Source organism: Pseudomonas sp. Con_6 (assembly GCF_059379395.1).
Genome location: NZ_CM182011.1, coordinates 2,311,235 through 2,336,701 on the forward strand (window position 1 = coordinate 2,311,235; position 25,467 = coordinate 2,336,701).

The window sequence follows — 25,467 nt, forward strand, 5'->3', positions numbered from 1 at the left end:
CGTTGCCCGCGATGGAAGCGACGCGGATCCCAAGCCGGTCAGCGCTTCTCGCCTTCATGGTTATCCAGCGTATCCCGCGCAATCTCCCGCCCCAGCGCAATCAGCTCCGGCGCCTTGTAGAACTCGAAGAACCGGCACACGCGCTTCGGCACGTTGATCAGCACATCCGGTGGATATCCGGCGATCTTGTACTGCGCCAGGGACGTCTGCATCACCTCGAAGCTCTGGTTGATCAGGTCCAGCAAGGAGGCCGGCCCCACGTTGTCGACAATGAACGACCCGGTCGCCGAGCGGGGCGCGCCATCGCTTTCCGGGGCCGCCGATGGCTGCTGGGCCTTCGGGCTGGCGGCGTCCGCCAGCCACGGATTGGGTGCGGGTACCGGCTCGTTGGCCAGTTCCTGTTCCAGCACCAGCTCTTTCTCCAGCCCCAGCAGCGCCTCGGCCTGCTTGCGCCGGAACGGCAGATGCGAACCCAGCGAACTGATCAGGTTATCGAAGCGCAGCTTGAACGCCGCCGGCCGTTCGATCACCGGCAGCACGTATTGTTTCTGGTTGGTAGCGTTGAGGTTGACCGCGATGATCAGGTCGCAGTGACTGGACACCACCGGGATGATCGGCAGCGGATTGAGGATGCCGCCATCCACCAGGGTGCGGTTGCCCTGGACCACCGGGGTGAACAGGCTGGGGATCGCCGCCGAGGCGCGCATGGCCTGGTGCAGGCAGCCTTCCTGGAACCAGATTTCCTGTTGATTGGTCAGGTCGGTGGCCACTGCGGTATAGGGCATGCGCAACTGCTCGATATTGATCTCGCCGACGATCTTGCGGATCTGCCCGAAGACCTTTTCGCCGCGGATCGCGCCGAGGCGAAAGCTCACGTCTACCAGGCGCAGCACATCCAGGTAGTCCAGGCTCTCGATCCAGTTGCGATACTCGTCCAGCTTGCCGGCGGCGTAGATCCCGCCAATCACCGCACCCATGGAGCAGCCGGCGATGCAGGAAATCTCGTAGCCGCGCCGCTCGATTTCCTCGATCACGCCGATATGCGCATACCCCCGGGCACCGCCCGATCCCAACACCAGTGCCACGCGCTTTTTCATAAGGTCGACCCTTGTCCGATGCGTCGAGCATGCGCCTGTTCGCCGTCGCGCTTCAATCACCGTCGGGGCTGGGCTACGCTGATGATGGCACTTTTCCCGACGAGCGCCGTCGAAAGGGCCTACATGATTTTTTCTCTTTTCGAGGTAACACCGATGAAAGCCTGGATTGTTCTGCCCCTGATCGCTCTGGCCCTCACTGGCTGCGCGGGCAAGACGGCCTATCGCGACACCTGCGGTACCCAGCTCGACGCTGCCTGGAAGGAGCTCGACCTGGCCAAGGCCGAGGGGTTCGCCGGTACCGTGAGTTATTCCAAGGCCCTGTCGCTGCTGACCGGCGCCAAGACCCAGCAGCAGTTCGAAGCCTTCGAAGGCTGTGCCAAGAAAGCTGAAAAAGCCCGTTTCTATATCCGCGAATCCCGCGCAGGCCGTTGAGGAGTGAGATAGCGCCATGTCGAAGATGTTCGATCACGTAGTCGCCGAAGTACTGGGTCTTCAGGTGCGGTTGATGGCTTGCCAGGCGCGCCTGGCCGAGAACACTGACAGCGAGGCGCTGCACGACCTTCGCACCACGGTGCGCCGCTTGCGCAGTTTGTTGCGGCCGTTGCGCGGCCTGCCCGGAGTCGATCAACTGGAGGCGGCGGCCAAAGCCATCGGCGACCTGACCACGCCGCTGCGTGATCGTGAGGTACTTGCCGAGCAACTGTTCGAACGCAAGCTTGACCAGGCGGCGCAACGTCGTCTGGCCGGTGAAGGGGTGATCTTCGCCTCGGTGGCGTCGAGCACGCAGATGCAGAAGCTGCTGGCAGTGATCGATGCCTTTCCCGGCTTCTTGCGGGCTATCCAGCACCAGGAACTGGTACCGGACCTTGGCAGGCGCATCGAGAAGCGCCTGGACAAGCAATGGAAGCAGATCGTCGAGGCGGTGCATGACCCGGCCCATGACCGGCATCGCCTGCGCCTGCTGATCAAGCGAGCGCGCTATGGCGCCGAGGCTTATCCGCAACTGAGCCGGATCAAGGCGTCGATGCGCGATGAGCTGAAGCGGGCGCAGGATGATCTCGGGCATTGGCATGATCTGTTGCAGTGGCTGACCCAGGCCGAGAAACAGGCGGACCTGGCGACGCTGGTGACCGACTGGAAGCGGCAGTTGGTGGAGGCTGAGCAGAAGTCGGACAAGACCTTGGCGAAGCTGCTCAAGCACATCGATAAGCGATAGCCTTTGGGGGATGGCAAAGCGGTCCCGAACTTGGCACTTATGCGGCCTGCCGGCCTCGAGTTGTCCTCTTAAGATCGTAGGACTTTTCCGCAGGACGAGGTCCGCATGAATTTTTCCCAACTGCTCACCGCCGTTCGCCAGCGTCCGCAAGAGGTGGTGATTCCCGCTGAATGGGCGCAGGGCCGTGCCTGTTTCGGCGGCCTGATGGCGGCCCTGGTCTATGAGGCCATGCACGCCCGGGTGTCCCCGGCGCGTCCGGTGCGTTCCCTTGCGATCACTTTCGTCGGCCCCGCCGAGCCGAACGTGCCGATCAGTTTCGAAGTGGAGCTGCTGCGCGAGGGCAATTCGGTCAGCTCGCTGCTGGGCCGCGCGATCCAGAATGGCCAGACCGTGACCCTGGTCCAGGGCAGCTTTGGCGCCGGGCGCAACTCGGTGATCGACGTACCGGCACTGCCAGCAGTGGAGATGAAGAGCCTGGAGGAATCCAGCCCGGAGCTGCCGTTCATTCCCGGTGTCACCCCGGAATACACGCGCTTCCTGGCCATGCGCTGGGGTATCGGCAACCTGCCGTTCACCAACAAGCCGGGGCGAAAGATGGGCGGTTGGGTGCGCTTGCGCAATCCGGTGGAAGAGCCGGTGACCGAGGCACATCTGCTGGCCCTGACCGATGCCTGGCCGCCAGCGGTGCTGCCATATCTGAACAAGCCGGCAGCGGGCAGCACCCTGACCTGGACCATCGAGTTCGTCCAGCCGGTGGCCAGCCTCAGTACCCTGGACTGGTGCCAGTACTGCGCCGAGATCGAGCATGCCCGCGATGGTTACGGGCACACCGCAGCGGGCATGTGGAATGCCGCCGGCGAGTTGCTGGCGATCAGCCGGCAGACGGTGACGGTGTTCGCCTGAGCCTCAATGATGCCGGTGGCGTTCGCGCCAGGCGCGCCACCAGGCACCGCTGAACAGGAAGCGCGGGAAGGTGATGAACTGTTCGGTGAGCAGGCGCTTCACCGCATCGTGACGGTCGCTGAACGGCTCCGGCTGTTCGGCTTCCAGGCGATGGCCGTGCTTCTGCAGGACCAGCCCGGCGATCAAGCCGATCACGCCCACGGCGATCTCGCCCAGATCCAGCCCGAACAGCCCCGACAGCACCAGCAGCGCACCGACGATGAACAGCGGTACGGCGATCAGGTGCAGCACCAGGTTGGTCGGGTTGCGGTGGTTGTTGGGGTAGCCACGCCACTGCCAGGCGGGGAGGTTGGGCAGGCGTTTGTTCATGGGCGGACTCCTCGGACTTTTCGACAACGTATGTCTGAAGAGTAGTAGCGCGGTGTAGGTGGGGCCAATTGAGGGGATTGATCGGGGGGATAGGTGTTTCAGTGGCGGTTTCATCGCGGGCAACGCCCGCTCCCAATCAATGTCCGCGTACACCGCCGAACCCTGTGGGAGCAGGCGTTGCCCGCGATGAGGCCCTGAAGGACTCTAGAGCTTCAACTGCCCGATCACCTTGTTCAGTTCCCCGGCCAGGGTCGCCAGCTCACTGCTGGTAGTCGCCGAAGACACCGTCTGCTGCACCGTATCCTCGGTCACATCACGAATGCTCACTACCGCCCGGTTCATCTCCTCCGCCACCTGGCTCTGCTGCTCGGCAGCCACGGCGATCTGCGTATTGCTCTCGCGCATCTGCGCCACCGCGGCGGTGATCTCTGCCAAAGCCTCCCCGGCTTCCTGGGCCTGTTTCACGCAATCGTCGGCCTTGAATGAGCTTTCGGTCATGAACTCCACGGCATCCTTGGTACCGGCCTGCAGCGCGGACACCATCTCGGTGATTTCGTCGGTGGACGTCTGCACGCGTTTGGCCAGGTTGCGTACCTCGTCGGCGACCACGGCGAAACCGCGACCCAGGTCACCGGCGCGGGCGGCTTCGATGGCTGCGTTGAGGGCGAGCAGGTTGGTCTGTTCGGCAATGCTGTGGATCACATTGACCACGCCATTGATCTTCTGGCTGTCGTCGGCCAACTGGCGAATCATTTCGGCGGTCTGCTGCACGCCGCTGGACAGTCCGGCGATCGAGGTCTGCACCCGGCTGACCACGTCCTTGCCACTGCCGGCCAGGCTGTCGGCGGTCTGCGACAGGTCGCGGGTGGCGCCGGCATGCTGGGCGATGTGGTAGACGGTGGCGGACATCTCGTTGATCGCCGTCGCCGCCTGGTCGGTCTCGCTCTGCTGGCCGAGCATGCCCTGGCGTACGTCGCTCATGCTCGCGGCCAGGCGTGCGGCGCCGGAGTCCAGTTGTGCGGCGGTCACTGCAACCGTGTTGACCACCCGGTGGTAGGTGGTCTGCATGGCGTTGAAGGCGCTGGCCATCTGGCCCACTTCGTCACCGCAGGACAGTGGCACCCGCGCCGACAGGTCGCCGGTCTTCTCCACATGCAGGATCACATCCTTGAGGGTGTTGAGCTGGGCCAGCAGGAAGCGGATCAGCAACTGCGAAGCACACAGCATGGCCAGCATCAGGATCAGCACGCATACCGCGTAGTTGCCGAAGCGGTCGCTGTAGACCTGCATGAAGCTGGGCGACGGTGCCACCACGGCGATCCGCTGGCCATCGCGGCTGATCACCTGGGCACCGGCCAGCGGCGCCTCGCCGAAGAGTGCATAGGGTTCCAGGCTGACCCAGCCGCTGGCATTGGTCACGCTGGCCAGCGGCTGGCCCTGGTAGCTGGGTGTCTGGCCGGGGGCGAAGGCAAGGATATGCGCGGCTTGCGGCAGCGCCTGCCCGGCGGGCCAGGCGGCCAGCAGGCGGGCTTCGGCGACGGCGCGGTCACGGGCCTCGTCGACGCGCGCCTGCTGTTCGAGGAAGACCGCGTAGAGCACCAGGAACAGCGTGGTGACGAAGGCCACTGCGTTGACAGCCCAGAACTTGTACTTCAGGGAAATGTTGCTAAGCCAGGCACCCATGGTAGGTCTTCTCTGAATTAAGCGTTTAAGCGGAAAGTTTTTTGGCAAGGTGCCAGCATTCTGGTCGACAAATCAGCCGTAAATCTTGATATGTGTCAAGCCAGCTCCGGGAGGTTGAAGAAGCGTCGCGCACACAGGGTTGTATGTGCTGCCAGCTGTTCCTCGGACTCGCCGCGATGGCGGGCCACTTCACGCAATACTTCCGGCAAGTATGCCGGCTCATTGCGACCGTTCTTCGGTTTTGGCCGCAGGCTGCGCGGCAGCAGGTAGGGCGCATCGCTTTCCAGCATCAGTCGGCCTTCGGGGATATTGCCGACCAGGCCGTGCAGGTGGGTGCCGCGGCGCTCGTCGCAGATCCAGCCGGTGATGCCGATGTGCAGGTCGAGGTCGAGATAGCCGAACAGCGCCTCGCGTTCGCCGGTGAAGCAGTGCACCACGGCGGCGGTCAGGTGATCGCGGTAGTCCTTGAGGATATGCAGCAGGCGTTCGCTGGCGTCGCGTTCGTGGAGGAACACCGGCATCTGCAGTTCCACGGCCAGCGCCAATTGCTCTTCCAGGGCCTTTTCCTGTTGCGGGCGGGGCGAGAAGTCGCGGTTGAAATCCAGGCCGCATTCGCCCACGGCCTGCACTCGCGGTTGCTCCAGCAGGGCGCGCAGGTTGCGCGGGCTGTCGACGTTCCATTGGCTGGCGTCGTGGGGGTGCACGCCGGCGGTGGCGAACAGGCGCTGGCCGCTCTCGTCCAGGCGTTGGCACAGTTCAAGTGCTTCCTCGCTGCCTGCCAGGCTGGTGCCGGTCAGGAGCATCTGCCGCACCCCGGCGGCTTCGGCGCGGTCGAGCACGTCCTGGTGGATGCCGGCGAAACTGGCGTTGGTCAGATTGACGCCGATGTCGATGAGTTGCATGGTGCTACCTCGGAATTCGCGGCCAAATAGCCATTACTTGGCCGAAAAATAACAACAAACACAAGAACTTCAACGAGTTGTCGTGGTCATTTGCGGTCAATTGTCACGCGGCTGCTGCAGAGTATGACGCCACGCACGCCATCACGGCCTGTTACTGGAGACCGGATGACCCGAATCCTGCTGCTGATCCTGCTGTTTGCCGGGCTGCTCTTTATGGGGCCGGCCAACGCGCGCCTGGCCGGACCGCCGCAGGTGGTCAGCAGCGGCAAGGACCGCGACCTGGCGCAGATCCGCGCCAGCCGCGAGCTGCGGGTGCTGGTCAACCAGAGTCGCAACAGTTCCGGCGAAGTGAAGGGGCAGCCCTATGGTGTGGAGTATTACCGCCTGCGCGCCTTCGAGCACTACCTCAATGGCCGCGCCCGCGACGGACAGGAAATCCGCCTGAAGCTGATTCCCAAGGCCAAGGAGCAGTTGATCGCCGCCCTGCAGCGCGGCGAGGGCGACCTGGTGGCACCGGGGGAACTGCTCGATCCGCCCTCGACCCGTGGCGTCAGCGCCAGCGATCCGGTGCTGGAACGGGTGCCGCTGGTGCTGGTGGGCCGTCGTGGCGAACGCACCTTCAGCCGTGTCGAGCAACTGTCCGGGCATACCCTGGCCTTGCCGGCCGGTAGCGCCGCCGCCGACACCCTGCACGAGATCAACCAGAAGCTGGCGTTGCGCAAGCATGCGCCGATCAAGATCGAATGGATCGACCCGAGCCTGGCGGTCGAGGACGTATTGGAGATGGTCCAGGGCGGCATCCTGCCGTTGACCGTGGTCGAACAGCCGATCGCCGAGCGCTGGCACAAGGTCATGCCCAAGCTCAACATCCAGCGCAAGGTCACCCTGAGCGAGCCGGAGTCGACCCATTGGTACATGCGGCGCGAGGCGGTGATGCTGCACGCCAGCGTCGACCGTTTCCTCCAGAATTACCGCGCGCCTGAGGACCAGGACGTGGCGTTCGAGCGCATCTATCGGCGCCTGTACAAAGTTCACTATCCGCTGGCCAGGGCTAACCGGCAGCGCCTGGACAAGCTGCGTCCGGTGCTGCAGCGGCATGCCGAGGCGCAGAAGCTCGACTGGCTCAACCTGGCCGCGCTGGCCTTCAAGGAGTCCTCGCTGAACCCGGCTGCCCGGGGAGCGGGTGGTGCCCATGGGCTGATGCAGATCACCCCGAGCGCGGCGCAGCGGGTCGGGGTCGGCAATATCAACAACGTCGACGGCAATGTCGAGGCCAGCGCCCGCTACCTGGCGCTGATCCGGCGCAAGTTCTTTTCCAGCAACAAGCTCAACGAGCGCGAGCGCATGGCCTTCGTGCTGGCGGCCTACAACCTCGGCCCGGAGCGGGTCCAGGCGATGCGCGGGGAGGCGCGGCGGCGCGGGCTGAATCCGAACCAGTGGTTCTTCCAGGTCGAGCGCGTGGCCCTGGAGCAGGTGGGAATGGGGCCGGTCAGCTATGTTAATAGCGTCAACAAGTACTTCCTGGCCTTCGACCGGGAGCGGGAGACGTTGGAGTCCTCCCGAAGCGACAAGGTGAAGGGTCGTAAATAATCCAGTTATTCGATCTTTATGATGGATTAATTGCGATTTTCATATTGAATAATATGATTATTATGGCGCCAACAAACACATCACACCTTGTAAGGAACACAGCATGAACGCCATCCACTCCGTAATGACCACCCGCGCCGGCTGGGGTATCACCGTCCTGCGCCTCATCGTCGGCATCATCTTCATGGCCCACGGCGCGCAGAAGCTCTTCGGCATGTTCGGCGGCTACGGTCTGGCCGGCACCGCGCAGTACATGGAAAGCATCGGCCTGGCTCCCGGCATGCTGATGGCGACCTTGTCAGGTGGCGCGGAATTCTTCGGCGGCCTGGCCCTGTTCATCGGCTTGCTGGCACGGCCGGCGGCGCTGGCGCTTATCGGGCTGCTGGTGGTGGCGATCTTCTCGGTGCACATCGGCAACGGCCTGTTCATGCAGAACAACGGCTACGAGTTCGCCCTGGCCCTGCTGGGTGGTGCGGTGGCGGTGCTGATCGAGGGGGCTGGCCGGGCTTCGCTGGATGGGGCAATTTCGAAAAGTTGAAGACAATCAAAGGGCCTGCAATGCAGGCCCTTTGTCATTGGTCGTGTTGACAGTCTGTGAGGGGCTTCTCTAGGATGCCCACCTGCGCCGATTTAAACAGCTACTTGCGGGGCGCGGGAGAGCCCTTCGAGGTGATCCGAATACCGCTAAAACGCTGGTTCGGTGATGCCTCCCACCGCAGCCCAGCGGGATCTGCGAGGCGGAGAATATGAACTCCATGAGTTGCCCACGTTCCAGTGTCTGTCTGACCCCCCTGCCTTCCAGCCAGTCGGCGCGCACCCCGCGCGTGCTGCTGAGCGGCCCGCACCAACCGACCCTCGTCCGCTTCCTCGATGGCTGGCCTCGCCGCAAGGGCCGCGCCACGGCTTTGTTGATCCAGTTCGTCGACCTTGGGACTTCGCTGGCGGAGTTCGCCGACGACCGTTTCGACCTGGCGGTGGTGCAGGCGCCCGGCAAGGAGCAAGCGGCCGAGGTGATCGGGCAGTTGACCCGGATTGCGCGGCAGGGGCTCATTACCCGCGCTTGAGCTTGACGGCCTGTCGCTGGCTTGCCAGCGATAGGCCGTCTGATCAGTGCGGATAACTGATGCTGTTCACATACCAGGTTGCTTCCCCGGTCGGCGTCTGCACCACCACCTCGTCATCCTTCTCTTTCTTCAACAGCGCCCGCGCCATGGGCGAATCCACCGAGATGTAGTCGTTGCGTCCATAGATCTCGTCATAGCCGACGATGCGAAACTTCATCGTCTCGCCATCCTCGTTCTCGATCTCAACCCAGGCGCCGAAGAACACCCGGCCTTCCTGCTCCGCCCCGTAGTCCACCACCTTGACGTCTTCCAAGCGCTTGCGCAGGTAGCGCACGCGGCGGTCGATTTCGCGCAGCAGCTTTTTGTTGTACTGGTAGTCGGCGTTCTCGCTGCGATCGCCCAGTGAGGCGGCCCAGGCGACTTTCTGGGTGATCTCCGGCCGGTACACGCGCCAGAGATGATCCAGTTCCGCCTTCAGTGCCTCGTGACCCTCGCGGGTGATGATGTTGGTAGCCAATGCCTTCTCCTGGGCGGACCTTGCGTCAGGGGCAAGAGAGTACCGCGTGCTCAGCCTTCGCGCAGCACCGCCAACGGGCTGGCATTCAACGCGCGGCGGGTGCCGAGCACGCCGGCACCGCCCACCAGCACCGCTCCGGCCACCGGCAGCATCAGCAGCCACGGGTGCGGCGCCCAGTCCAGGTCGAAGGCATAGCGGTACAGCACCCAGGTAATCAGCTCGCACCCGATGGCGGCGAGCACCCCGCTGGCCGCGCCGAGCAGGCCGAACTCGATGCGCCGCGCCTTGACCAGCAACACCCGTCCGGCGCCGAGGGCGCGGAGCAGGGCGCCTTGGCGGATGCGTTCGTCGAGGGTCGCCTGCAACCCGGCGAACAGCACCGCCAGGCCCGCGGCGAGGACGAACAGCAACACGTACTGCACCGCGAGGGTGACCTGGGCGAGGATGCTACGCAATTGCTCGAGCAGGGCATCGACCTGGAGGATGGTCGCCGCCGGGAAGGCCCGCGACAGCGCGATGATCGGCTGATCGTTGCCCGGCGCCAGGTAGAAGCTGGTCAGGTAGGTGGCCGGCAGGCCCTGCAGGGTGCCGGGCTGGAAGATCATGTAGAAGTTCGGCTGGAAGCTGTCCCAGTTGACCGTGCGCAGGCTGCTGACCACGGCTTCGCGCTGTTCGCCGCCGATGACGAAGGTCAGGCGGTCGCCGAGCTTGAGCTTGAGGCTTTCCGCCAGCTTCGCTTCCACCGAGACGCCAGGAATGTCATTGCTCGGCGGTGGCACTTGCCACCACTGGCCGGCGCTGAGGGCGTTGCCTTCCGGCAGTTCGGCGGCCCAGGTCAGGCTCAGGTCGCGCTGCACGGCGCGGTCGCCGGCGGAGTCCTTGGTGACCATTTGCTGCACCGCCTCGCCGTTGATCTGGGTGAGGCGTCCTGGCACCACCGGGTACAGCGGCGCGGCATGGGTGGAGAACGCATCGAGTTGCTTGGAGAAGTTCGCTTTATCGTCCGGGAGGATGTTCAGCGCGAAGTAGTTCGGTGCATCGGCCGGCAACTGGTTGTGCCAGGTATCCAGCAGCTCGATGCGCAGCAGGGTGATCAGGCCCATGGCCAGTAGGATCAGGCCGAAGGCCAGGGATTGTCCGGCGGCGGCCAGCGGATGACGGAGCAACTGGCCCAGGCCGAGGCGCCAGGGCAGGGGAGCGCCGGCCAGCATCCGCCGCAGGCTGCGCAGGCCGATCAGCAACAGGCCGCCGAGCAACAGCGCGGCGATCAGGCCGCCACCGAGCAGGGCGAAAGTCAGCAGCAGGTCAAGGCTCAGGCGCCACATGATCAGGCCCAGGGCGAGGATCGCCGCGCCGTATACCAGCCAACTGCTCGGAGGTACCGGCAGCAGGTCGCGGCGCAATACCCTCAATGGCGGTACCCGGCCCAGTGCAGCCAGTGGCGGCAGGGCGAAGCCGGCCAGAGCCACCAGGCCGGTGGCGATTCCGGCCAGCGCCGGAGCTACGCCACCATCTGGAATTTCGGCTGGCAGCAGACCGTCGAGCAGGGCGAACAGTCCCAACTGTGCCAGCCAGCCGAGCAGGGCGCCGGCCAGGGCGGCGAGGCTGCCGAGAATCGCCAGTTGCAAACAGAAGAGGGTCAGCGCCTGGCGCCTCGACAGGCCCAGGCAGCGCAGCAGCGCGCTGGCATCGAAGCGGCGCACCGCGAAGCGGCTGGCAGACAGTGCCACCGCCACACCGGCCAGCAGCACCGCCACCAGGCTGGCCATGTTCAGATAGCGCTCGGCCTTGCCCAAGGCGCCGCCGATCTGCTGGTTGCCGTCGCGGGCATCGCGGATGCGCTGGTTGGGAGCGAGGCTTTTATCGAGGAACTGGCGGTAGTCGGCGAGGACCAGGGCGTCACCGCGCCACAGCTCGCGGTAGGTCACCCGGCTGCCGGGCTGGACCACGCCGGTGGCGTCGAGGTCGGCGAGGTTGATCATCACCCGCGGGGTGAGGCTGTAGAAGTTGCCGGCGCGGTCCGGCTCGTAGGTCAGCACCCGGCTCAGGCGCAGGGTCTTCATGCCGACGTCGACGCTGTCGCCGATCTTCAGGTTGAGAGCCGCCAGCAAGCGCGATTCGACCCAGGCTTCACCCGGCGCAGGTCCGCCACCGACGGTTTCGGCACCATAGGGCTCGCCGGCACTGCGCAGTTCGCCGCGCAGCGGATAAGCCGCGTCGGCGGCCTTGACGCTGGAGAGCTGGATGCCATTGTCGGTAGCGATCACGCTGGAGAACTCCACCACCTGGGCATGGGCCAGGCCCAGGTCTTTGCCGCGTTGCACCTGCTCGGCGCTGGCCGGCGAGCTGCCCTGCAACACCAGGTCGGCGCCGAGGAACTCAGTGGCACGCAGGAGCATGGCGCCGTTGAGGCGGGCGCCGAAGTAACCGATCGCAGTACTCGCCGCCACGGCCACCAGCAGGCCGAAGAACAGCACGCGCAATTCGCCGGCGCGGGCATCGCGCAGCAACTGGCGTATGGCGAGGGTGAGCAGGCGAAGCAGGGACAGGTGTGCCATCTAGGGCTCCATCGGGCTGACCATATGACCCGCGTCCAGGCGGATCTGCCGGCGGCAGCGGCGCGCCAGGCGTTCGTCGTGGGTCACCAGGACCAGGGTGGTGCCGCGTTCCTTGTTCAGTTCGAACAACAGGTCACTGATGCGCTCGCCGGTGTGGCTGTCGAGGTTGCCGGTGGGCTCGTCGGCGAACAGCACGTCGGGCTCGGCGGCAAAGGCGCGGGCGATGGCCACGCGCTGCTGCTCGCCACCGGAAAGCTGGCGTGGCGAATGGCTCAGGCGCTGGCCCAGACCGACCCGCTCCAGCAGGGTGCGCGCGTGTTCGCGGGCGTCGCGGCGGCCATCCAGCTCCAGTGGCAGCATGACGTTTTCCAGGGCGTTGAGGCTGTCGAGCAACTGGAACGACTGGAACACGAAGCCGACATGCTCCGCGCGGACCTTGGCTCGTTGGTCTTCGTCCAGCGGGCCGAGGTCGTGGCCGGCCAGGGTCACCGCACCGGCGCTGGGCTGGTCGAGACCGGCGAGCAGGCCAAGGAGGGTGGACTTGCCGGAACCCGAGGCGCCGATGATTGCCAGACTGTCGCCTTCCTGCAGTTCCAGGGACAGTTCGTGGAGGATGGTCAGGTTGCCTTCCGCGCTGGGAACCACTTTGCTAAGGTTCCGCGCAATGAGAATGCTGGGGCCCATGGAGAATCCGATGCGAGTGTGGTTATTGAGTGCTGGCCTGGCCTTGCTGTGCATGGCGCAGAACGCAGCGGCGGGTACGGTGTTGATCGTCGGCGATAGTATCAGCGCCGCTTTTGGCCTGGATACCCGCCAGGGTTGGGTTGCCTTGCTGGAAAAGCGGCTCAGGGACGAGGGTTTCGATGACAAGGTGGTCAATGCCTCGGTCAGCGGCGACACCAGTGCCGGTGGCCAGGCGCGGCTGCCGGCGCTGCTTTCCGCGCACAAGCCTAGCCTGGTGGTGCTTGAACTGGGCGGCAATGATGGCCTGCGGGGGCAGCTTCCTGCGCAATTGCAACAAAATCTTGCCTCGATGATCGACAAGTCCCGTGCGGCCGGGGCCAAGGTGCTGCTGCTGGGCATGCAACTGCCGCCGAACTACGGCGCGCGCTATACGAAAGCGTTCGCTCAGGTCTATTCCGATCTTGCCAGGGATAAAAACGTTCCCTTGGTGCCGTTCTTCCTCGAAGGCATCGGTGGTCATCCCGAGCTGATGCAAGCCGATGGTATCCATCCGGCGCAAGGGGCTCAGGGGCAGTTGCTGGAAAATGCCTGGCCGGCAATCAAACCGCTGCTTTGACGCTTTTATAGTGACCGGCTTTCGGCTAATGTTGCGCCCCCGATTTGGAGCCCCCGATGCCGCGTCCCGCCTGGTCCCTGTATGCCTATCAATTGATCGAGCCCGATGAGCAGCTCGACCTGTTCGCCTGTCAGGAGATCCGCGTCCATCTGGTAGCCCGTCAGCTCGAACTGGGTGGTTCGGCCGACCGTACGCTTTGCGGCACCCTGCTGCCGGCGCAGCCGCGCTGGTCCGGGGTGCCGAGCAACGTCTACCGTGACCGCCGCCTGTGCCCGCTGTGCCGGGCTATCCTGGAAGCCCAGCGTAAAGGTACAAGGCCGGTCTGGCCTGAGCTTTAAGTATCAAGGCCGCCTGGCAGCCCTGTATGCCGAATTTTCCTACAGCGGTGTACAATCGCTGTCTTCACCCCGAATTTGCGAAGGATTTCCCGGATGTTGCCGCGCTTGCCCGCCGTCACCCGTTGCCTGTCCCTGGCCGCCGCCCTGATCGCGGCCGGTCCCGTTGCTGCGCTGGAGTTTCCCCTGCCGCCGCCAGGCGAAGACATCATTGGCCAGGTCCAGGTGATCAAGGCCAAGTACGAGGACACCTTCGCCGACATCGGCACCGCCGGTGACCTGGGCTACCTGGAAATGGTCGCCGCCAACCCGGGCGTAGACCCGTGGCTGCCGGGCGCCGGCACCGAGATCATCCTGCCGACCCGGTTCATCCTGCCGCCGGGCCCGCGTGAAGGCATCGTCATCAACCTCGCCGAGTACCGCATGTACTACTACCCGAAAGGCGAGAACGTGGTGCACACCTACCCGCTGGGTATCGGCCGTGAAGGCTGGGGTTCGCCGATCGCAGCGACCAAGGTCACGGCCAAGACGCCGAACCCGACCTGGACCCCGCCGGCCTCGATCAAGGCCGAGCACGCTGCCGACGGCGATCCGCTGCCGAACGTGGTACCGGCCGGTCCGGACAACCCGCTGGGCCCGTTCAAGTTCACCTTGGGCGTGCCGGGCTACCTGATCCACGGTTCAAACAAGAAGTTCGGCATCGGCATGCGCACCAGCCACGGCTGCTTCCGCATGTTCAACAACAACGTGCTGGAGCTGGCGAAGATGGCGCCGGTCGGCACGCCAGTGCGGATCATCAACGAGCCTTACAAGTTCGGTGTCAGTGGTGGCAAGATCTACCTGGAAGCGCACACGCCTCTGGACGACAAGGGCGATCCTTCGGTGGTGGACAAGCACACCGCGGTGATCAACGCGCTGCTCAAGCGTGAAGACCTGGCCAACAACGTGCAGATGAACTGGGACATGGTGCGCGATGTGGTTGCGGCCGAAGATGGCATGCCGGTAGAGATCGCCGTGCCCATGGCGCCTGGTGGCAATGTGCCAATCATTTCCAGCAATCCTTATCAGCAACAGTAAGCGTCAGGCTTCAAAGAAAGAGCAGTCCTCAGGGGCTGCTTTTTTATTGCCGGCGGGAATCAGCGCTACGGTGCTCTTGTGGTGCGCCAGCGAATCTATCCGTTTGCATCTAGCGCCCAATAAAAAAGCCGACCCACAAGTGGGTCGGCTTCAAATAACAATCCCGAGGGATTATTACTTGCGGCTGGCTTTTTCCAGCATGCGCAGAGCGCGCTCGTTGGCTTCGTCAGCGGTCTGCTGAGCTTTCTGAGCGGCAGCCAGAGCGTCGTCGGCTTTGCGATACGCTTCGTCGGCACGAGCTTGTGCACGAGCTGCTGCGTCTTCGGTAGCAGTCAGACGAGCTTCGGTTTCTTTGGATACGCTGCTGCAACCGGTAGCCAGAACTGCGGCCAGAGCCAGAGCAGAGAATTTCAGAACGTTGTTCATCGTGTTCCCCTTCAAGGACTTTCTATTAAATAGCCATCTCTCAACAAAGAGAAACTGGCCGGCGTACATAGTACCCATTACTTGTAGTAAGTAAACTGACGGAGCGCAAGAATTGGAAAAAAAATGCCTCGTCACCCCGCTTGACAGGGGATGTGTACGAAAACCGTGCGTTTCGCGCCTCTGCTAGTGTAACGCGTTCTTGTAAAAGTACTTTTTGTTGAACTAAAGGTGACTTTTAGTGTCAAGTTGCGTCACAACAAACGGATCATCCGGTTGCTGTTCGTGACGTTGCCCAAGGCAACGTGTGCAGGCCCCGGGCGGGAAATTTTCCGACCGGTACCTTGAGCATCCGGGCAAGGGGCGCCTACTATTTGTAACGTGCTCAGTTGCCCAGAGAACGAGCAGGCTTTTCTCGCTGTCCAAAGGGGCACGGGGTGGCGTAGAGGTTCCTTCGCCGGACAAACATCGGTTAAGGTAGGGTTTTGTTACAAAACCCGCGAGGAGTAGTGATGAGCGAGGCGTTGTCCATCCACCATGACCAGGCTGGTCATCAATTCGAGACCAACGTGGACGGTCATCGTGCTTACCTGACGTACATGGACCTGGGTAAGCAGACCCTGGATATCTATCGCACCTTCGTGCCGAACGCCCTGCGCGGTCGCGGCATTGCTGCGGCACTCACCGAACGGGCGCTGGCCTACGCCGAAGAGCGCGGCTACACCGTCATTCCTTCCTGCTCCTATGTCGAACGCTACATGGAGCGGCACCAGAAGCACTCTTCCAGCGTCTGAACCTCGGGAGCCCGCGCCGCCGATCACCGCGAGCATCTTCCAGACACGAAAACGCCGGGCCTATGCCCGGCGTTTTCGTTGGTTCCGCTATCAGCCGCGGTTGCGCTGAGGCAGCACGTCCTTGAGCTTGTTGCGCATGCTGCGCAGGGTGTTGGCGGTAGCGTCCCAGTCTATGCAGGCGTCGGTGATGGACACACCGTACTGCAACTGGTCGAGATCCTTGGGAATCGACTGCGCCCCCCAGTTCAGGTGGCTTTCCACCATGAGGCCGATGATCGACTGGTTGCCTTCGAGGATCTGGTTGGCGACGTTCTCCATCACCAGCGGCTGCAGGGCCGGGTCCTTGTTGGAGTTGGCGTGGCTGCAGTCGACCATGATGTTCGGTTTGATCTTGGCCTTGTTCAGTGCCTGCTCGCACAGGGCGACGCTGACCGAGTCATAGTTCGGCTTGCCGTTGCCGCCGCGCAGGACCACGTGACCGTAGGCGTTGCCCTTGGTGGTGACGATGGACACGCCGCCTTCCTGGTTGATGCCGAGGAAGCGATGCGGGCTGGAGACCGATTGCAGGGCGTTGATGGCCACGGTCAGGCCGCCGTCGGTGCCGTTCTTGAAACCGACCGCCGAGGACAGGCCGGAAGCCATTTCGCGGTGGGTCTGGGATTCGGTGGTGCGGGCGCCGATGGCCGACCAGCTGATCAGGTCCTGCAGGTACTGCGGGGAGATCGGGTCGAGGGCTTCGGTGGCGGTGGGCAGGCCCATTTCTGCCAGGTCCAGAAGCAGTTGGCGACCGATGTGCAGGCCGTCCTGGATCTTGAACGAGTCATCCAGGTACGGGTCGTTGATCAGGCCTTTCCAGCCGACGGTGGTCCGCGGTTTCTCGAAGTAGACGCGCATCACCAGGTACAGGGTGTCGGAGACTTCCGCGGCGAGCACCTTGAGGCGCTCGGCGTATTCATGGGCGGCCTTGATGTCATGGATGGAGCAGGGGCCGACCACGACGAACAGGCGATGATCCTTGCCGTCGAGGATATTGCGCACCACTTCACGGCCCGCGGTCACGGTCTGAAGCGCGGTGGCGCTGAGTGGAATCTCCTTCTTGAGCTGATCTGGCGTGATCAGGGTCTCGTTGGAGGCAACGTTTAGGTCGTCGATCGGTAAATCAGCCATCGTGTTACTCGTCAGGTCACGGATGCCGGCCGCCAGCGATCCCCGTGCGGCGGAGCAGCATGATTGAGCTCAGCGGGGAGCGGAACCTTAGCGCGTAAAGCCTTTGTTCGACAATGGGTAAACGCCTGAATGCGCGGCGGTTCGGGCCTTTGGGAGCGGGTTTTGCGACTAAAGTGGCTACGGGCATAATCAGGCGATGGTTTTTTGCAGCGGGGGTCTGCGCCTGCGCGCTGCAGGAGCGTGGCTTGCCCGCGAAGGGCTGCAAGGCAGCCCCAATTGATGGAGAAACAGATGAACAAAGGCCTGGGCGACAAACTGGTAGTGGCAATTTCCTCGCGAGCGCTGTTCGACCTGAGCGAGAGCCATCGGCTGTTCCTCGCCGAGGGCGTCGACGCTTATCGCCAGTACCAGATCGAGCATGAAGACGAACACCTGGCCCCCGGCGATGCGTTCCTGCTGGTGGAAAAGCTGCTGGGCCTGAACGAGGTGCTCGGCCAGCCGCGGGTCGAGGTGGTGCTGGTCTCGCGTAACAGCGCCGACACCGGCCTGCGCGTGTTCAACTCCATCGAGCACTACGGCCTGGGCATCTCCCGCGCGGCCTTCGTCGGCGGGCGCAGCCCCTATCCATACCTGGCGGCATTCGGCTGCCACCTGTTCCTCTCCACTGACGCGGGCGACGTGCGCAGCGCCCTCGACGCCGGTTTCGCCGCCGCCACCATTCTTTCCGGCGGCGCCCGCCGTGAAGCCACCGACGAACTGCGCATCGCCTTCGATGGCGATGCGGTGCTGTTTTCCGATGAGTCCGAGCGGGTCTACCAGTTGGGTGGCCTGGAAGCCTTCCAGGCCAACGAGCGCCAGTCCGCACGTCTGGCCCTGCGCGGCGGGCCGTTCAAGCCGTTCCTCGCTGCGCTGAACCTGCTGCAGCGGGAGTTCCCCAGCGAGGCCTGTCCGATCCGTACCGCGCTGGTCACTGCCCGTTCGGCACCTGCCCATGAGCGGGTGATCCGCACCCTGCGCGAGTGGGACATTCGCCTCGACGAATCGCTGTTCCTTGGCGGTCTGGACAAGTCGGCATTCCTCGAAGCCTTCGCCGCCGACGTGTTCTTCGACGATCAGACCGGGCACTGCGAACGCGCCGGCAAGGTAGTCGCCACCGGCCACGTACCGCATGGCATCAGCAACCAGCCGGATCCGGTCTGAGCCCCGCCGGACGGGGCCTGCGCGTCGGTTTGGCGCTGCTAAGCTGAAGCTTGCCCTGCCGTTTCGGCAGTCGAGGAGGTCAAATGATCCGTTCGATGTTGTACGCCACGGACCTCGGTGTGTACGCGCCTTATGTCATGCAACACGCGCTGGCCCTGGCGCGTACTTTCAATGCCGAGCTCTACGTGATCCATGCCGTGGAGCCTATGGGGCAATTCGCTGAATCGCTGCTGCAGAGTTACCTCGACGAACAGACGCTGGACCAGTTGCACAGCCAGGGCGTGAACACCGTCATGGCCAATATCGAACAACGGGTCCTGGAGAATTTCCGCGACGAACTGGGCGACCAGGAAGACCTGGCGCTGATCCGCGCAGTGCGGGTACGACAGGGAGACCCGGCTGAAGTGATCCTGGAGCAGGCGCAGCGCCTGAATGTCGACCTGCTCATCGTCGGCAGCCACAGCCATGGCGCCGGGGTGGAGATCCCGATTGGCCGCACCGCCGTGCGCATCCTGCAGCTGTCGCCGGTGCCGGTGTACATGGTGCCGCTCGCCCAGCATCTTGGTCGTCGCAAACTATGAGGGCTTTTTCCGTACCGCATGTAAGAAAACTGGTGAAATTGTTCTAGATTTATTCTCCTGACCACTAATATAGTTATAACTCGTCGCTGTTGCCGGTGACGCCCAGCCTCTGAGGGATACCTATGAAGCTTCAACAATTGCGCTACATCTGGGAAGTGGCGCACCACGACCTCAACGTTTCCGCGACAGCGCAGAGCCTGTACACCTCCCAACCGGGGATCAGCAAGCAGATTCGCCTGTTGGAAGACGAGCTGGGCGTGGAAGTGTTTGCCCGCAGCGGCAAGCACCTGACCCGCGTCACCCCGGCCGGTGAGCGGATCATCAACACCGCCGGGGAAATCCTGCGCAAGGTCGAGAGCATCAAGCAGATCGCCCAGGAATTCTCCAACGAGAAGAAGGGCACCCTGTCGATCGCTACCACCCACACCCAGGCGCGCTATGCGCTGCCGCCGGTGATCAGCTCGTTCATCAAGCAGTACCCGGAAGTGGCCCTGCACATGCACCAGGGCTCGCCGATGCAGATCGCCGAGATGGCCGCCGACGGCACCGTTGACTTCGCCATCGCCACCGAGGCGCTGGAGCTGTTCGGTGACCTGGTGATGATGCCGTGCTACCGCTGGAACCGTTGCGTGGTTGTGCCTCAGGGCCACCCGCTGACCAAGCTGCCGAAGCTGACCCTGGAAGTGCTGGCCGAGTACCCGATCGTCACCTACGTGTTCGGTTTCACCGGTCGTTCCAAGCTGGACGAAGCCTTCAGCCACCGTGGCCTGACCCCGAAGGTGGTGTTCACCGCCGCCGATGCCGACGTCATCAAGACTTACGTACGCCTCGGTTTGGGTGTCGGCATCGTCGCCAAGATGGCGGTCGATCCGAAACTGGACAACGACCTGGTGGTTCTCGATGCCAGCGAGCTGTTCGAGTCCAGCATCACCAAGATCGGCTTCCGCCGCGGCACCTTCCTGCGTGGGTTCATGTGCGATTTCATCGAGAAGTTCGCTCCGCACCTGACCCGTGAAGTGATGGCCAAGGCGATCCAGTGCCACAACAAGCAGGAACTGGAAGAGCTGTTCGAGGGCGTCGAGCTGCCGGTGCACTGACCCGCAGCTTCGCAGACATGAAAAAACCGGCCTCGGCCGGTTTTTTCATGTCTCGATCAGGCCTTGCTGATCAGGTTGCCGGCATGCAGCCCGCATTCCTTCTGGGTCGACTCTTCCCACCACCAGCGGCCTTCACGCTCGTGCTGGTTCGGCAGTACCGGACGGGTGCAGGGCTCGCAGCCGATGCTGATGAAGCCGCGCTCATGCAGGCTGTTGTACGGCAGCTCGAGCATACGGATGTAGCCCCAGACTTCCTCGCTGGTCATCTGCGCGAGCGGGTTGAACTTGTACAGGGGGCGCTCCGGGGTGGAGAAGGCGCTGTCGATTTCCAGCGCGGCCACCTGGCTGCGGGTGCCCGGGCTCTGGTCGCGGCGCTGGCCGGTGGCCCAGGCGCTGACGGTGGCCAGCTTGCGCCGCAGCGGCTCGATCTTGCGGATGCCGCAGCATTCGCCGTGGCCGTCCTTGTAGAAGCTGAACAGGCCCTTTTCCTTGACGAACGGGTCGAGCTTGTCGCGGTCCGGCGAGAGGATCTCGATCGGCAGGTTGAACTCCTCGCGCACGCGATCGATGAAGCGGTAGGTCTCCGGATGCAGGCGGCCGGTGTCGAGGCTGAAGACCTTGACGTTGCGGTTGATCTTGCGGGCCATGTGCACCAGCACCACGTCTTCGGCGCCGCTGAAGGAAATCCACAGGTCGTCGCCGAAGTGCTCGAAGGCGAGCTTGAGGATGTCCTGCGGGGACTTGTTGGCATAGGTCGCGGCCAGGGCGGCGACGTCGAAAGGTTGGCTCATCAGGCGGCTTCCGTCTATTGAATGGCGCTTGGCGCTCGTAGTGGGGCAGATGTTACCAAAAAATGCCGGGTAGACGGGTCGCATCGCTGCGCTTAGAGTGCGGGCTCCATTTTTGGCGTTGTTCGAGGAGTGTGCTGTGGAAATTGCCTGTCTCGACCTGGAAGGCGTGCTGGTCCCGGAAATCTGGATCGCCTTCGCGGAAAAAACCGGAATCGAATCGTTGCGGGCCACTACCCGTGATATTCCGGACTACGACGTGCTGATGAAGCAGCGTCTGCGGATCCTCGATGAGCACGGTCTGAAGCTGTCCGACATCCAGGCGGTGATCGCCACCCTCAAGCCGCTGGACGGCGCCGTGGACTTCGTCAACTGGCTGCGCGAGCGCTTCCAGGTGGTGATCCTGTCCGACACCTTCTACGAGTTCTCCCAGCCGCTGATGCGCCAGTTGGGCTTCCCGACCCTGCTCTGCCACCGTCTGATCACTGACGAATCCGGTCGGGTCACCGACTACCAGTTGCGCCAGAAGGACCCCAAGCGTCAGTCGGTGCTGGCGTTCAAGAGCCTGTACTACCGGGTGATCGCGGCGGGTGATTCGTACAACGACACCACCATGTTGGGCGAGGCGGATGCAGGGATCCTGTTCCATGCGCCGGAGAATGTGATCCGTGAGTTCCCGCAGTTCCCGGCGGTGCATGATTTCGAGGCGTTGAAGCAGGAGTTCATCAAGGCTTCGAACCGGACGTTGAGTCTCTAGGCCTCATCGCGGGCAACGCCCGCTCCCACAGGGATTGCATGCGCCGCGAATCTTGTGGGAGCGGGCGTTGCCCGCGATGGGCCCATCACAGACCCTGAAGGGTTTCCAGCAACACCTTCACCTTGGTGATCGACTCCTGGTACTCCGCTTCCCAGTCCGAGTCCGCCACCACCGCGCCACCTCCCCAGCAGCACACCTGCCCATCTTTCACCAGCAGGCTGCGGATGGCGATCGAGCTGTCCATCTCCCCGCGCACATCCACATACAGCAACGACCCGCAATACAGCGCACGCCGGCTGGGCTCCAGCTCGTCGATGATCTGCATCGCGCGGATCTTCGGCGCACCGGTGATCGAGCCGCCGGGGAAGCTGCCGGCGATCAGGTCCAGTGCGTCCTTGTCCGCCGCCAGGTGCCCGGTGATGCTGCTGACCATGTGGTGCACGTTGGGGTAGCTCTCCAGGCTGAACAGTTCCGGCACCCGTACCGAGCCGATCTCGCAGGTGCGCCCGAGGTCGTTGCGCAGCAGGTCGACGATCATCAGGTTTTCGGCACGGTCCTTGGCGCTGGCCAGCAATTCCTCGCCGTTGGCGCGGTCCTGCGCCGGGTCGGCGTCGCGTGGCCGGGTACCCTTGATCGGCCGGGTCTCCACCTGGCTGTCGCTGACCCGGATGAAACGCTCCGGCGACAGGCTGAGCAGGGCGCTGCCATCAGCCAGTACCTGGAAGCCGGAGAAGGGCGTCGGGCAGGCCTTGCGCAGGGCCTGGTAGGCACTCCACGGGTCGCCATGGCACGGCGCACGGAAGCGCTGGGTCAGGTTGATCTGGTAGCAGTCGCCGGCGTGGATGTAGTCCTGCACCCGCTCGAAAGCCTGACGGTAGTCGTCGGGAGTGAGATCGCCGCGCATCGGGGCGTCGAGGTGGAAGCCGGCGCCGGGGTCGGTCTCGCCGGGCTGGCTGAACAGATCGACCAGGCGCAGGCGCTCGCCGGCGGGCAGGGCAGGGTGGAAGAGCAACTGACTGGTCATCAGTTGGTTGTCCGTTATCAGCGCCCAGGCATACAGCCCGAGGGTGGCATCCGGCAGGCCGAGGTCGTCGCGGGCAATGTCCGGCAGCTGTTCCAGACGCCGACCGAAGTCGTAGCTCAGGTAGCCGATCACACCGCCGGCGAACGGCAGTTCCAGTCCCGCGGGCAGTTGCGCCTCGCCCAGTTCGGCCAGCCCGTCGCGCAGCCGCTGCAGGAACGCCGTGCCGCTTTCACCGTCCTGCGCCACCAGGCTGTGCAGCGGCCAGGCACCGAGGATGTCGAAGCGGCCGCGCTCGGCACCGGGCCGGGCGCTGTCGAGCAGCACCGCGCCGGGGGCATGGCGCACGCGGGCGAAATAAGCGGCCGGGTCGGCCTGGTAGGGCAGGGGGACAACGGTGCAGGTCGGCATTCGTCTGGACGGGTCACAAGGCGGGGCAAGCATTGTAGACCCCCGAAACGATTGCTCCTAGAGGCAAGACAGCGCCCCGTCGCCGGGGCGCCAGTCTTCTATTGTTGCGAGGGAACGTGACCGAACAGCTGCTGGGCGAAGCGCACGCGCTCCTCCGGCGTTTCCTGCTTGCCGTCCTTCGCCAGTTCCTCGAGGTGCGCCTCGATGGCGTGGGTTCGCTGGGTCAGGCCGCAGTCGTTGGCGATCTGGATGTTCAGGCCGGGGCGGGCGTTGAGTTCGAGGATCAGCGGGCCCTTGTCCTGGTCCAGCACCATGTCGACACCGATGTAGCCCAGGCCGCACAGCTCGTAGCAGCCGGCGGCGAGCTTCATGAAGCCGTCCCAGTTCGGCAGTTGCACGCCGTCCACCGCATTGGTGGTGTCCGGGTGCTTGCTGATGATGTTGTTCAGCCAGGTGCCGCGCAGGGTCACGCCGGTGGCCAGGTCGACACCGACGCCGATAGCGCCCTGGTGCAGGTTGGCCTTGCCGCCTGACTGGCGGGTCGGCAGGCGCAGCATGGCCATCACCGGATAGCCCATCAGCACGATGATGCGGATGTCCGGCACGCCTTCGTAGCTGATGCTCTTGAAGATCTGGTCCGGGGTCACCCGGTACTCGATCAGCGCGCGGTCGCGGTGCCCGCCGAGGGAGTACAGGCCGGTGAGGATGCTGGAGATCTGGTGCTCGATCTCCTCGTGGCTGATGATCTTGCCCGAGACTGTGCGGTAGCGGTCCTCGAAACGGTCGGCGATGACCATGATGCCGTCACCACCGGCGCCCTGGGCCGGCTTGATGACGAAGTCGCTACGGCCGCCGATGATCTCGTCGAGCTTCTCGATCTCCTTCTCGGTCGAGATGATCCCGTACATCTCCGGCACATGGATGCCGGCCTGGATGGCCCGTTCCTTGGTGATGATCTTGTCGTCGACGATCGGGTACAAATGGCGCTTGTTGTACTTCAGGACATAGTCCGCGTTGCGCCGGTTGATCCCCATGATGCCCCGGGCTTCCAGGGCCTTCCAGGTTTTCCAGAGTCCGAACATCAGGCGTCAGCCTTCACGAAAGCCTTGAAACGAACCAGCTCCGTCAGGCGGTAGCCGCGGTAGCGACCCATCGCCAGCATGAAGCCCACCAGGATCAGCAGCACCGCCGGGAAGGTGAAGACGAAGTACACCAGCTCCGGCACGCTCATCAGCAGGTGCGCCAGCGAGGCGGCGAACAGGGTGCCGATGGCGACTTTCATGGCGTGGCCGCCGCCGCGCTCTTCCCAGGTGATGGACAGGCGTTCGATGGTCATGGTCAGGATCACCATCGGGAACAGCGCCACCGACAGGCCGCGTTCCAGGCCGAGCTTGTGGCTGAACAGGCTGATGGCGGCGATCAGCACCACGACGAAGGTCAGCACCACCGACAGGCGCGGCAGCATCTGCAGCTTGAGGTGTTCCAGGTACGAGCGCAGCGACAGGCCCAGGGCCGTGATCACCGTGAACAGGACAATGCCGAAGCCCAGCTGGGTTTCGCGGAAAGCCAGGGCGATCAGTACCGGGGTGAAGGTGCCGAGGGTCTGTAGGCCGATCAGGTTGCGCAGGACCAGGATCACCAGCACGCCGATCGGGATCATCACCATGATCATGAAGGTCTGCTGGGTCTGCAGCGGCAGGCCGTAGAGGGAGTATTCGAGGAAGTCGGCGTCGGTGTTCTCGTCGGTCAGCTTGGCCAGGCGGATGGCGTTCATCTCGCTGTTGTTCAGGCTGAAGGTGACGTTGACCTTCTTGCCGCCATCGACGGTGACCAGGTTGTCGTCACCGGTCCACCACAGCAGGCGGTCGCTGGGCATGCCCTGCTCGCCGGTTTCAGGGTTGAAGTACAGCCAGTCATTGCCGTTGAAGCTGCGCAGCCAGAGCTCCGGGGTCTGCGGCTGGTCGGCCACCAGGCGGATGGTCTGCACCCGCTCCAGCGGCACGTGGGCGATGGACAGCAGCAGGTCGATGATCTTGGCCTTCTTCTGCACCGAGGTATCGCCTGCCAGGAGCAGCTTGACGTTGTCGTCGTTGAGATTGTTGACACGCTTGATGGTTTCGCTGACGAAGGTCTCGACGTCCGCCGAGTGCTGGCGAATCGGCGCCAGCAGGGCTTCCGCGGCGATCTTCTCGGGGCCTTCCACCGGCAGGCTGTCGCGGAAGGTCGGGCCCTTGATCTTGGGCTTTTCGCTGCTGTAGCGCTTGGTCAGCACCAGGCGGTAGTAGAGGGTCTGGTTGCCGCTGGCGCGACGCGCCGACCAGGTCACCTTGCGGTTGCCATCGACGCGGTTGACGCTGACCCCGTAGTTGTTGGAGATGAAGCTCTCGTTGAGGCTGACGTAGTCATGGCTCAGCGGCGGCACGTACATCTGCACTTTCACCGGGTCTTTCGGACTGGCGACGAACTCGACCTTGGCGTCGATGTTCCACAGGTCGTCGGTCTCGTCCTCGGTCACCGGGATGCCGAGGAAGAAGATCTGATAGGCCGTGATGAGCACGCCCAATAGCACCAGGACGGTGATCAGGACTTTCAGGTGAAGGGTAAGAGAGCGCATCGG

General features: G+C 63.8%; 27 protein-coding genes. 14 read left to right on the forward strand and 13 right to left on the reverse strand.

Going from position 1 to position 25,467, the window contains the following annotated elements:
* Window positions 1-38: 38 nt before the first annotated feature.
* The gene (locus AC5QPF_RS10455) at window positions 39-1,097 is read right to left on the reverse strand and encodes a patatin-like phospholipase family protein (protein ID WP_494963143.1); all 1,059 of its coding nucleotides are present in this window, start codon (window positions 1,095-1,097) and stop codon (window positions 39-41) included.
* Between the two features lie 153 nt (window positions 1,098-1,250).
* Here AC5QPF_RS10455 and AC5QPF_RS10460 point away from each other — a divergent pair, with 153 nt between their 5' ends.
* The 3 genes from AC5QPF_RS10460 to AC5QPF_RS10470 all read left to right on the forward strand — a co-directional run bounded on the left by AC5QPF_RS10460 (window position 1,251) and on the right by AC5QPF_RS10470 (window position 3,216).
* Window positions 1,251-1,529 carry a hypothetical protein gene (locus AC5QPF_RS10460; RefSeq protein WP_494963144.1) on the forward strand — a complete coding sequence of 93 codons (279 nt, stop codon included), beginning with the start codon at window positions 1,251-1,253 and terminating at the stop codon, window positions 1,527-1,529.
* Window positions 1,530-1,545: 16 nt separating this feature from the next.
* On the forward strand, window positions 1,546-2,313 hold the full coding sequence (locus tag AC5QPF_RS10465) for a CHAD domain-containing protein (RefSeq protein WP_494963145.1): 768 nt from the start codon (window positions 1,546-1,548) through the stop codon (window positions 2,311-2,313).
* 105 nt (window positions 2,314-2,418) lie between these two features.
* A complete protein-coding gene (locus AC5QPF_RS10470) occupies window positions 2,419-3,216 on the forward strand; it encodes an acyl-CoA thioesterase domain-containing protein (protein ID WP_494963146.1) in 798 nt (265 codons plus the stop codon).
* A 3-nt stretch (window positions 3,217-3,219) separates the two neighbouring features.
* On the opposite strand, the gene AC5QPF_RS10475 is transcribed toward AC5QPF_RS10470, so the two are convergent.
* The 3 genes from AC5QPF_RS10475 to AC5QPF_RS10485 form a co-directional block, all read right to left on the reverse strand.
* On the reverse strand, window positions 3,220-3,585 hold the full coding sequence (locus AC5QPF_RS10475) for an Mpo1-like protein (protein ID WP_494963147.1): 366 nt from the start codon (window positions 3,583-3,585) through the stop codon (window positions 3,220-3,222).
* 204 nt (window positions 3,586-3,789) lie between these two features.
* A complete protein-coding gene (locus AC5QPF_RS10480; RefSeq protein ID WP_494963148.1) occupies window positions 3,790-5,268 on the reverse strand; it encodes a methyl-accepting chemotaxis protein in 1,479 nt (492 codons plus the stop codon).
* 95 nt (window positions 5,269-5,363) lie between these two features.
* Window positions 5,364-6,170 carry a TatD family hydrolase gene (locus tag AC5QPF_RS10485; protein ID WP_494963149.1) on the reverse strand — a complete coding sequence of 269 codons (807 nt, stop codon included), beginning with the start codon at window positions 6,168-6,170 and terminating at the stop codon, window positions 5,364-5,366.
* A 165-nt stretch (window positions 6,171-6,335) separates the two neighbouring features.
* On the opposite strand from AC5QPF_RS10485, the gene AC5QPF_RS10490 reads away from it, so the two are divergent.
* From AC5QPF_RS10490 to AC5QPF_RS10500, 3 genes are all read left to right on the forward strand, one after another.
* Window positions 6,336-7,760 carry a transglycosylase SLT domain-containing protein gene (locus tag AC5QPF_RS10490; RefSeq protein WP_494963150.1) on the forward strand — a complete coding sequence of 475 codons (1,425 nt, stop codon included), beginning with the start codon at window positions 6,336-6,338 and terminating at the stop codon, window positions 7,758-7,760.
* A gap of 103 nt (window positions 7,761-7,863) precedes the next feature.
* Window positions 7,864-8,298 (forward strand): DoxX family membrane protein, encoded by a 435-nt coding sequence (locus AC5QPF_RS10495; RefSeq protein ID WP_494963151.1) that lies wholly within the window; start codon window positions 7,864-7,866, stop codon window positions 8,296-8,298.
* A 217-nt stretch (window positions 8,299-8,515) separates the two neighbouring features.
* On the forward strand, window positions 8,516-8,824 hold the full coding sequence (locus AC5QPF_RS10500; protein ID WP_494963152.1) for a hypothetical protein: 309 nt from the start codon (window positions 8,516-8,518) through the stop codon (window positions 8,822-8,824).
* Between the two features lie 43 nt (window positions 8,825-8,867).
* Here AC5QPF_RS10500 and greB read toward each other — a convergent pair whose 3' ends face one another.
* From greB to AC5QPF_RS10515, 3 genes are read right to left on the reverse strand one after another with little or no spacing between them, the layout of a single operon-like run.
* On the reverse strand, window positions 8,868-9,341 hold the full coding sequence (gene greB / locus AC5QPF_RS10505; RefSeq protein ID WP_494963153.1) for a transcription elongation factor GreB: 474 nt from the start codon (window positions 9,339-9,341) through the stop codon (window positions 8,868-8,870).
* Between the two features lie 50 nt (window positions 9,342-9,391).
* The gene (locus tag AC5QPF_RS10510) at window positions 9,392-11,899 is read right to left on the reverse strand and encodes an FtsX-like permease family protein (protein ID WP_494963154.1); all 2,508 of its coding nucleotides are present in this window, start codon (window positions 11,897-11,899) and stop codon (window positions 9,392-9,394) included.
* Window positions 11,900-12,583: an ATP-binding cassette domain-containing protein gene (locus tag AC5QPF_RS10515; protein ID WP_494963155.1), complete on the reverse strand. Its 684-nt coding sequence runs from the start codon at window positions 12,581-12,583 to the stop codon at window positions 11,900-11,902.
* 10 nt (window positions 12,584-12,593) lie between these two features.
* Here AC5QPF_RS10515 and AC5QPF_RS10520 point away from each other — a divergent pair, with 10 nt between their 5' ends.
* The 3 genes from AC5QPF_RS10520 to AC5QPF_RS10530 all read left to right on the forward strand — a co-directional run bounded on the left by AC5QPF_RS10520 (window position 12,594) and on the right by AC5QPF_RS10530 (window position 14,611).
* Window positions 12,594-13,199, forward strand: a complete 606-nt coding sequence (locus tag AC5QPF_RS10520; protein ID WP_494963156.1) for a GDSL-type esterase/lipase family protein — start codon at window positions 12,594-12,596, stop codon at window positions 13,197-13,199.
* Between the two features lie 56 nt (window positions 13,200-13,255).
* Entirely contained in the window at window positions 13,256-13,537 is a 282-nt protein-coding gene (locus AC5QPF_RS10525; protein ID WP_330074699.1) for a hypothetical protein, read from the forward strand.
* A 93-nt stretch (window positions 13,538-13,630) separates the two neighbouring features.
* The gene (locus AC5QPF_RS10530; RefSeq protein ID WP_494963157.1) at window positions 13,631-14,611 is read left to right on the forward strand and encodes a L,D-transpeptidase family protein; all 981 of its coding nucleotides are present in this window, start codon (window positions 13,631-13,633) and stop codon (window positions 14,609-14,611) included.
* A 174-nt stretch (window positions 14,612-14,785) separates the two neighbouring features.
* Here the strand turns inward: AC5QPF_RS10530 and oprI are convergent, their stop codons facing one another.
* Window positions 14,786-15,037: an outer membrane lipoprotei OprI gene (oprI, locus tag AC5QPF_RS10535; protein ID WP_037058464.1), complete on the reverse strand. Its 252-nt coding sequence runs from the start codon at window positions 15,035-15,037 to the stop codon at window positions 14,786-14,788.
* 509 nt (window positions 15,038-15,546) lie between these two features.
* Between oprI and AC5QPF_RS10540 the strand changes: the two genes are divergently transcribed.
* Window positions 15,547-15,828, forward strand: coding sequence for a GNAT family N-acetyltransferase (locus tag AC5QPF_RS10540; protein ID WP_494963158.1), 282 nt, complete (start codon window positions 15,547-15,549; stop codon window positions 15,826-15,828).
* Window positions 15,829-15,918: 90 nt separating this feature from the next.
* Here the strand turns inward: AC5QPF_RS10540 and AC5QPF_RS10545 are convergent, their stop codons facing one another.
* Entirely contained in the window at window positions 15,919-16,995 is a 1,077-nt protein-coding gene (locus AC5QPF_RS10545; RefSeq protein ID WP_494963159.1) for a 3-deoxy-7-phosphoheptulonate synthase, read from the reverse strand.
* Window positions 16,996-17,286: 291 nt separating this feature from the next.
* On the opposite strand from AC5QPF_RS10545, the gene AC5QPF_RS10550 reads away from it, so the two are divergent.
* From AC5QPF_RS10550 to cysB, 3 genes are all read left to right on the forward strand, one after another.
* On the forward strand, window positions 17,287-18,195 hold the full coding sequence (locus AC5QPF_RS10550; RefSeq protein ID WP_494963160.1) for a 5'-nucleotidase: 909 nt from the start codon (window positions 17,287-17,289) through the stop codon (window positions 18,193-18,195).
* Between the two features lie 83 nt (window positions 18,196-18,278).
* Window positions 18,279-18,776: a universal stress protein gene (locus tag AC5QPF_RS10555; protein WP_330074703.1), complete on the forward strand. Its 498-nt coding sequence runs from the start codon at window positions 18,279-18,281 to the stop codon at window positions 18,774-18,776.
* 122 nt (window positions 18,777-18,898) lie between these two features.
* Complete coding sequence (gene cysB, locus AC5QPF_RS10560) at window positions 18,899-19,873, forward strand: HTH-type transcriptional regulator CysB (protein ID WP_494963161.1); 975 nt, start codon at window positions 18,899-18,901, stop codon at window positions 19,871-19,873.
* Window positions 19,874-19,929: 56 nt separating this feature from the next.
* On the opposite strand, the gene AC5QPF_RS10565 is transcribed toward cysB, so the two are convergent.
* The gene (locus AC5QPF_RS10565; RefSeq protein ID WP_494963162.1) at window positions 19,930-20,664 is read right to left on the reverse strand and encodes a phosphoadenylyl-sulfate reductase; all 735 of its coding nucleotides are present in this window, start codon (window positions 20,662-20,664) and stop codon (window positions 19,930-19,932) included.
* A 136-nt stretch (window positions 20,665-20,800) separates the two neighbouring features.
* On the opposite strand from AC5QPF_RS10565, the gene thrH reads away from it, so the two are divergent.
* The gene (thrH, locus tag AC5QPF_RS10570) at window positions 20,801-21,418 is read left to right on the forward strand and encodes a bifunctional phosphoserine phosphatase/homoserine phosphotransferase ThrH (RefSeq protein WP_494963163.1); all 618 of its coding nucleotides are present in this window, start codon (window positions 20,801-20,803) and stop codon (window positions 21,416-21,418) included.
* A gap of 85 nt (window positions 21,419-21,503) precedes the next feature.
* On the opposite strand, the gene pabB is transcribed toward thrH, so the two are convergent.
* The 3 genes from pabB to rloB form a co-directional block, all read right to left on the reverse strand.
* Window positions 21,504-22,850, reverse strand: coding sequence for an aminodeoxychorismate synthase component I (pabB, locus tag AC5QPF_RS10575; RefSeq protein WP_494963164.1), 1,347 nt, complete (start codon window positions 22,848-22,850; stop codon window positions 21,504-21,506).
* A gap of 98 nt (window positions 22,851-22,948) precedes the next feature.
* Window positions 22,949-23,932: an alpha-L-glutamate ligase-like protein gene (locus AC5QPF_RS10580; RefSeq protein WP_494963165.1), complete on the reverse strand. Its 984-nt coding sequence runs from the start codon at window positions 23,930-23,932 to the stop codon at window positions 22,949-22,951.
* On the reverse strand, window positions 23,932-25,464 hold the full coding sequence (gene rloB / locus AC5QPF_RS10585) for an osmotic stress tolerance membrane protein RloB (RefSeq protein ID WP_494963166.1): 1,533 nt from the start codon (window positions 25,462-25,464) through the stop codon (window positions 23,932-23,934). Before rloB ends, AC5QPF_RS10580 begins: the two co-directional genes overlap by 1 nt.
* Window positions 25,465-25,467 lie beyond the last annotated feature (3 nt).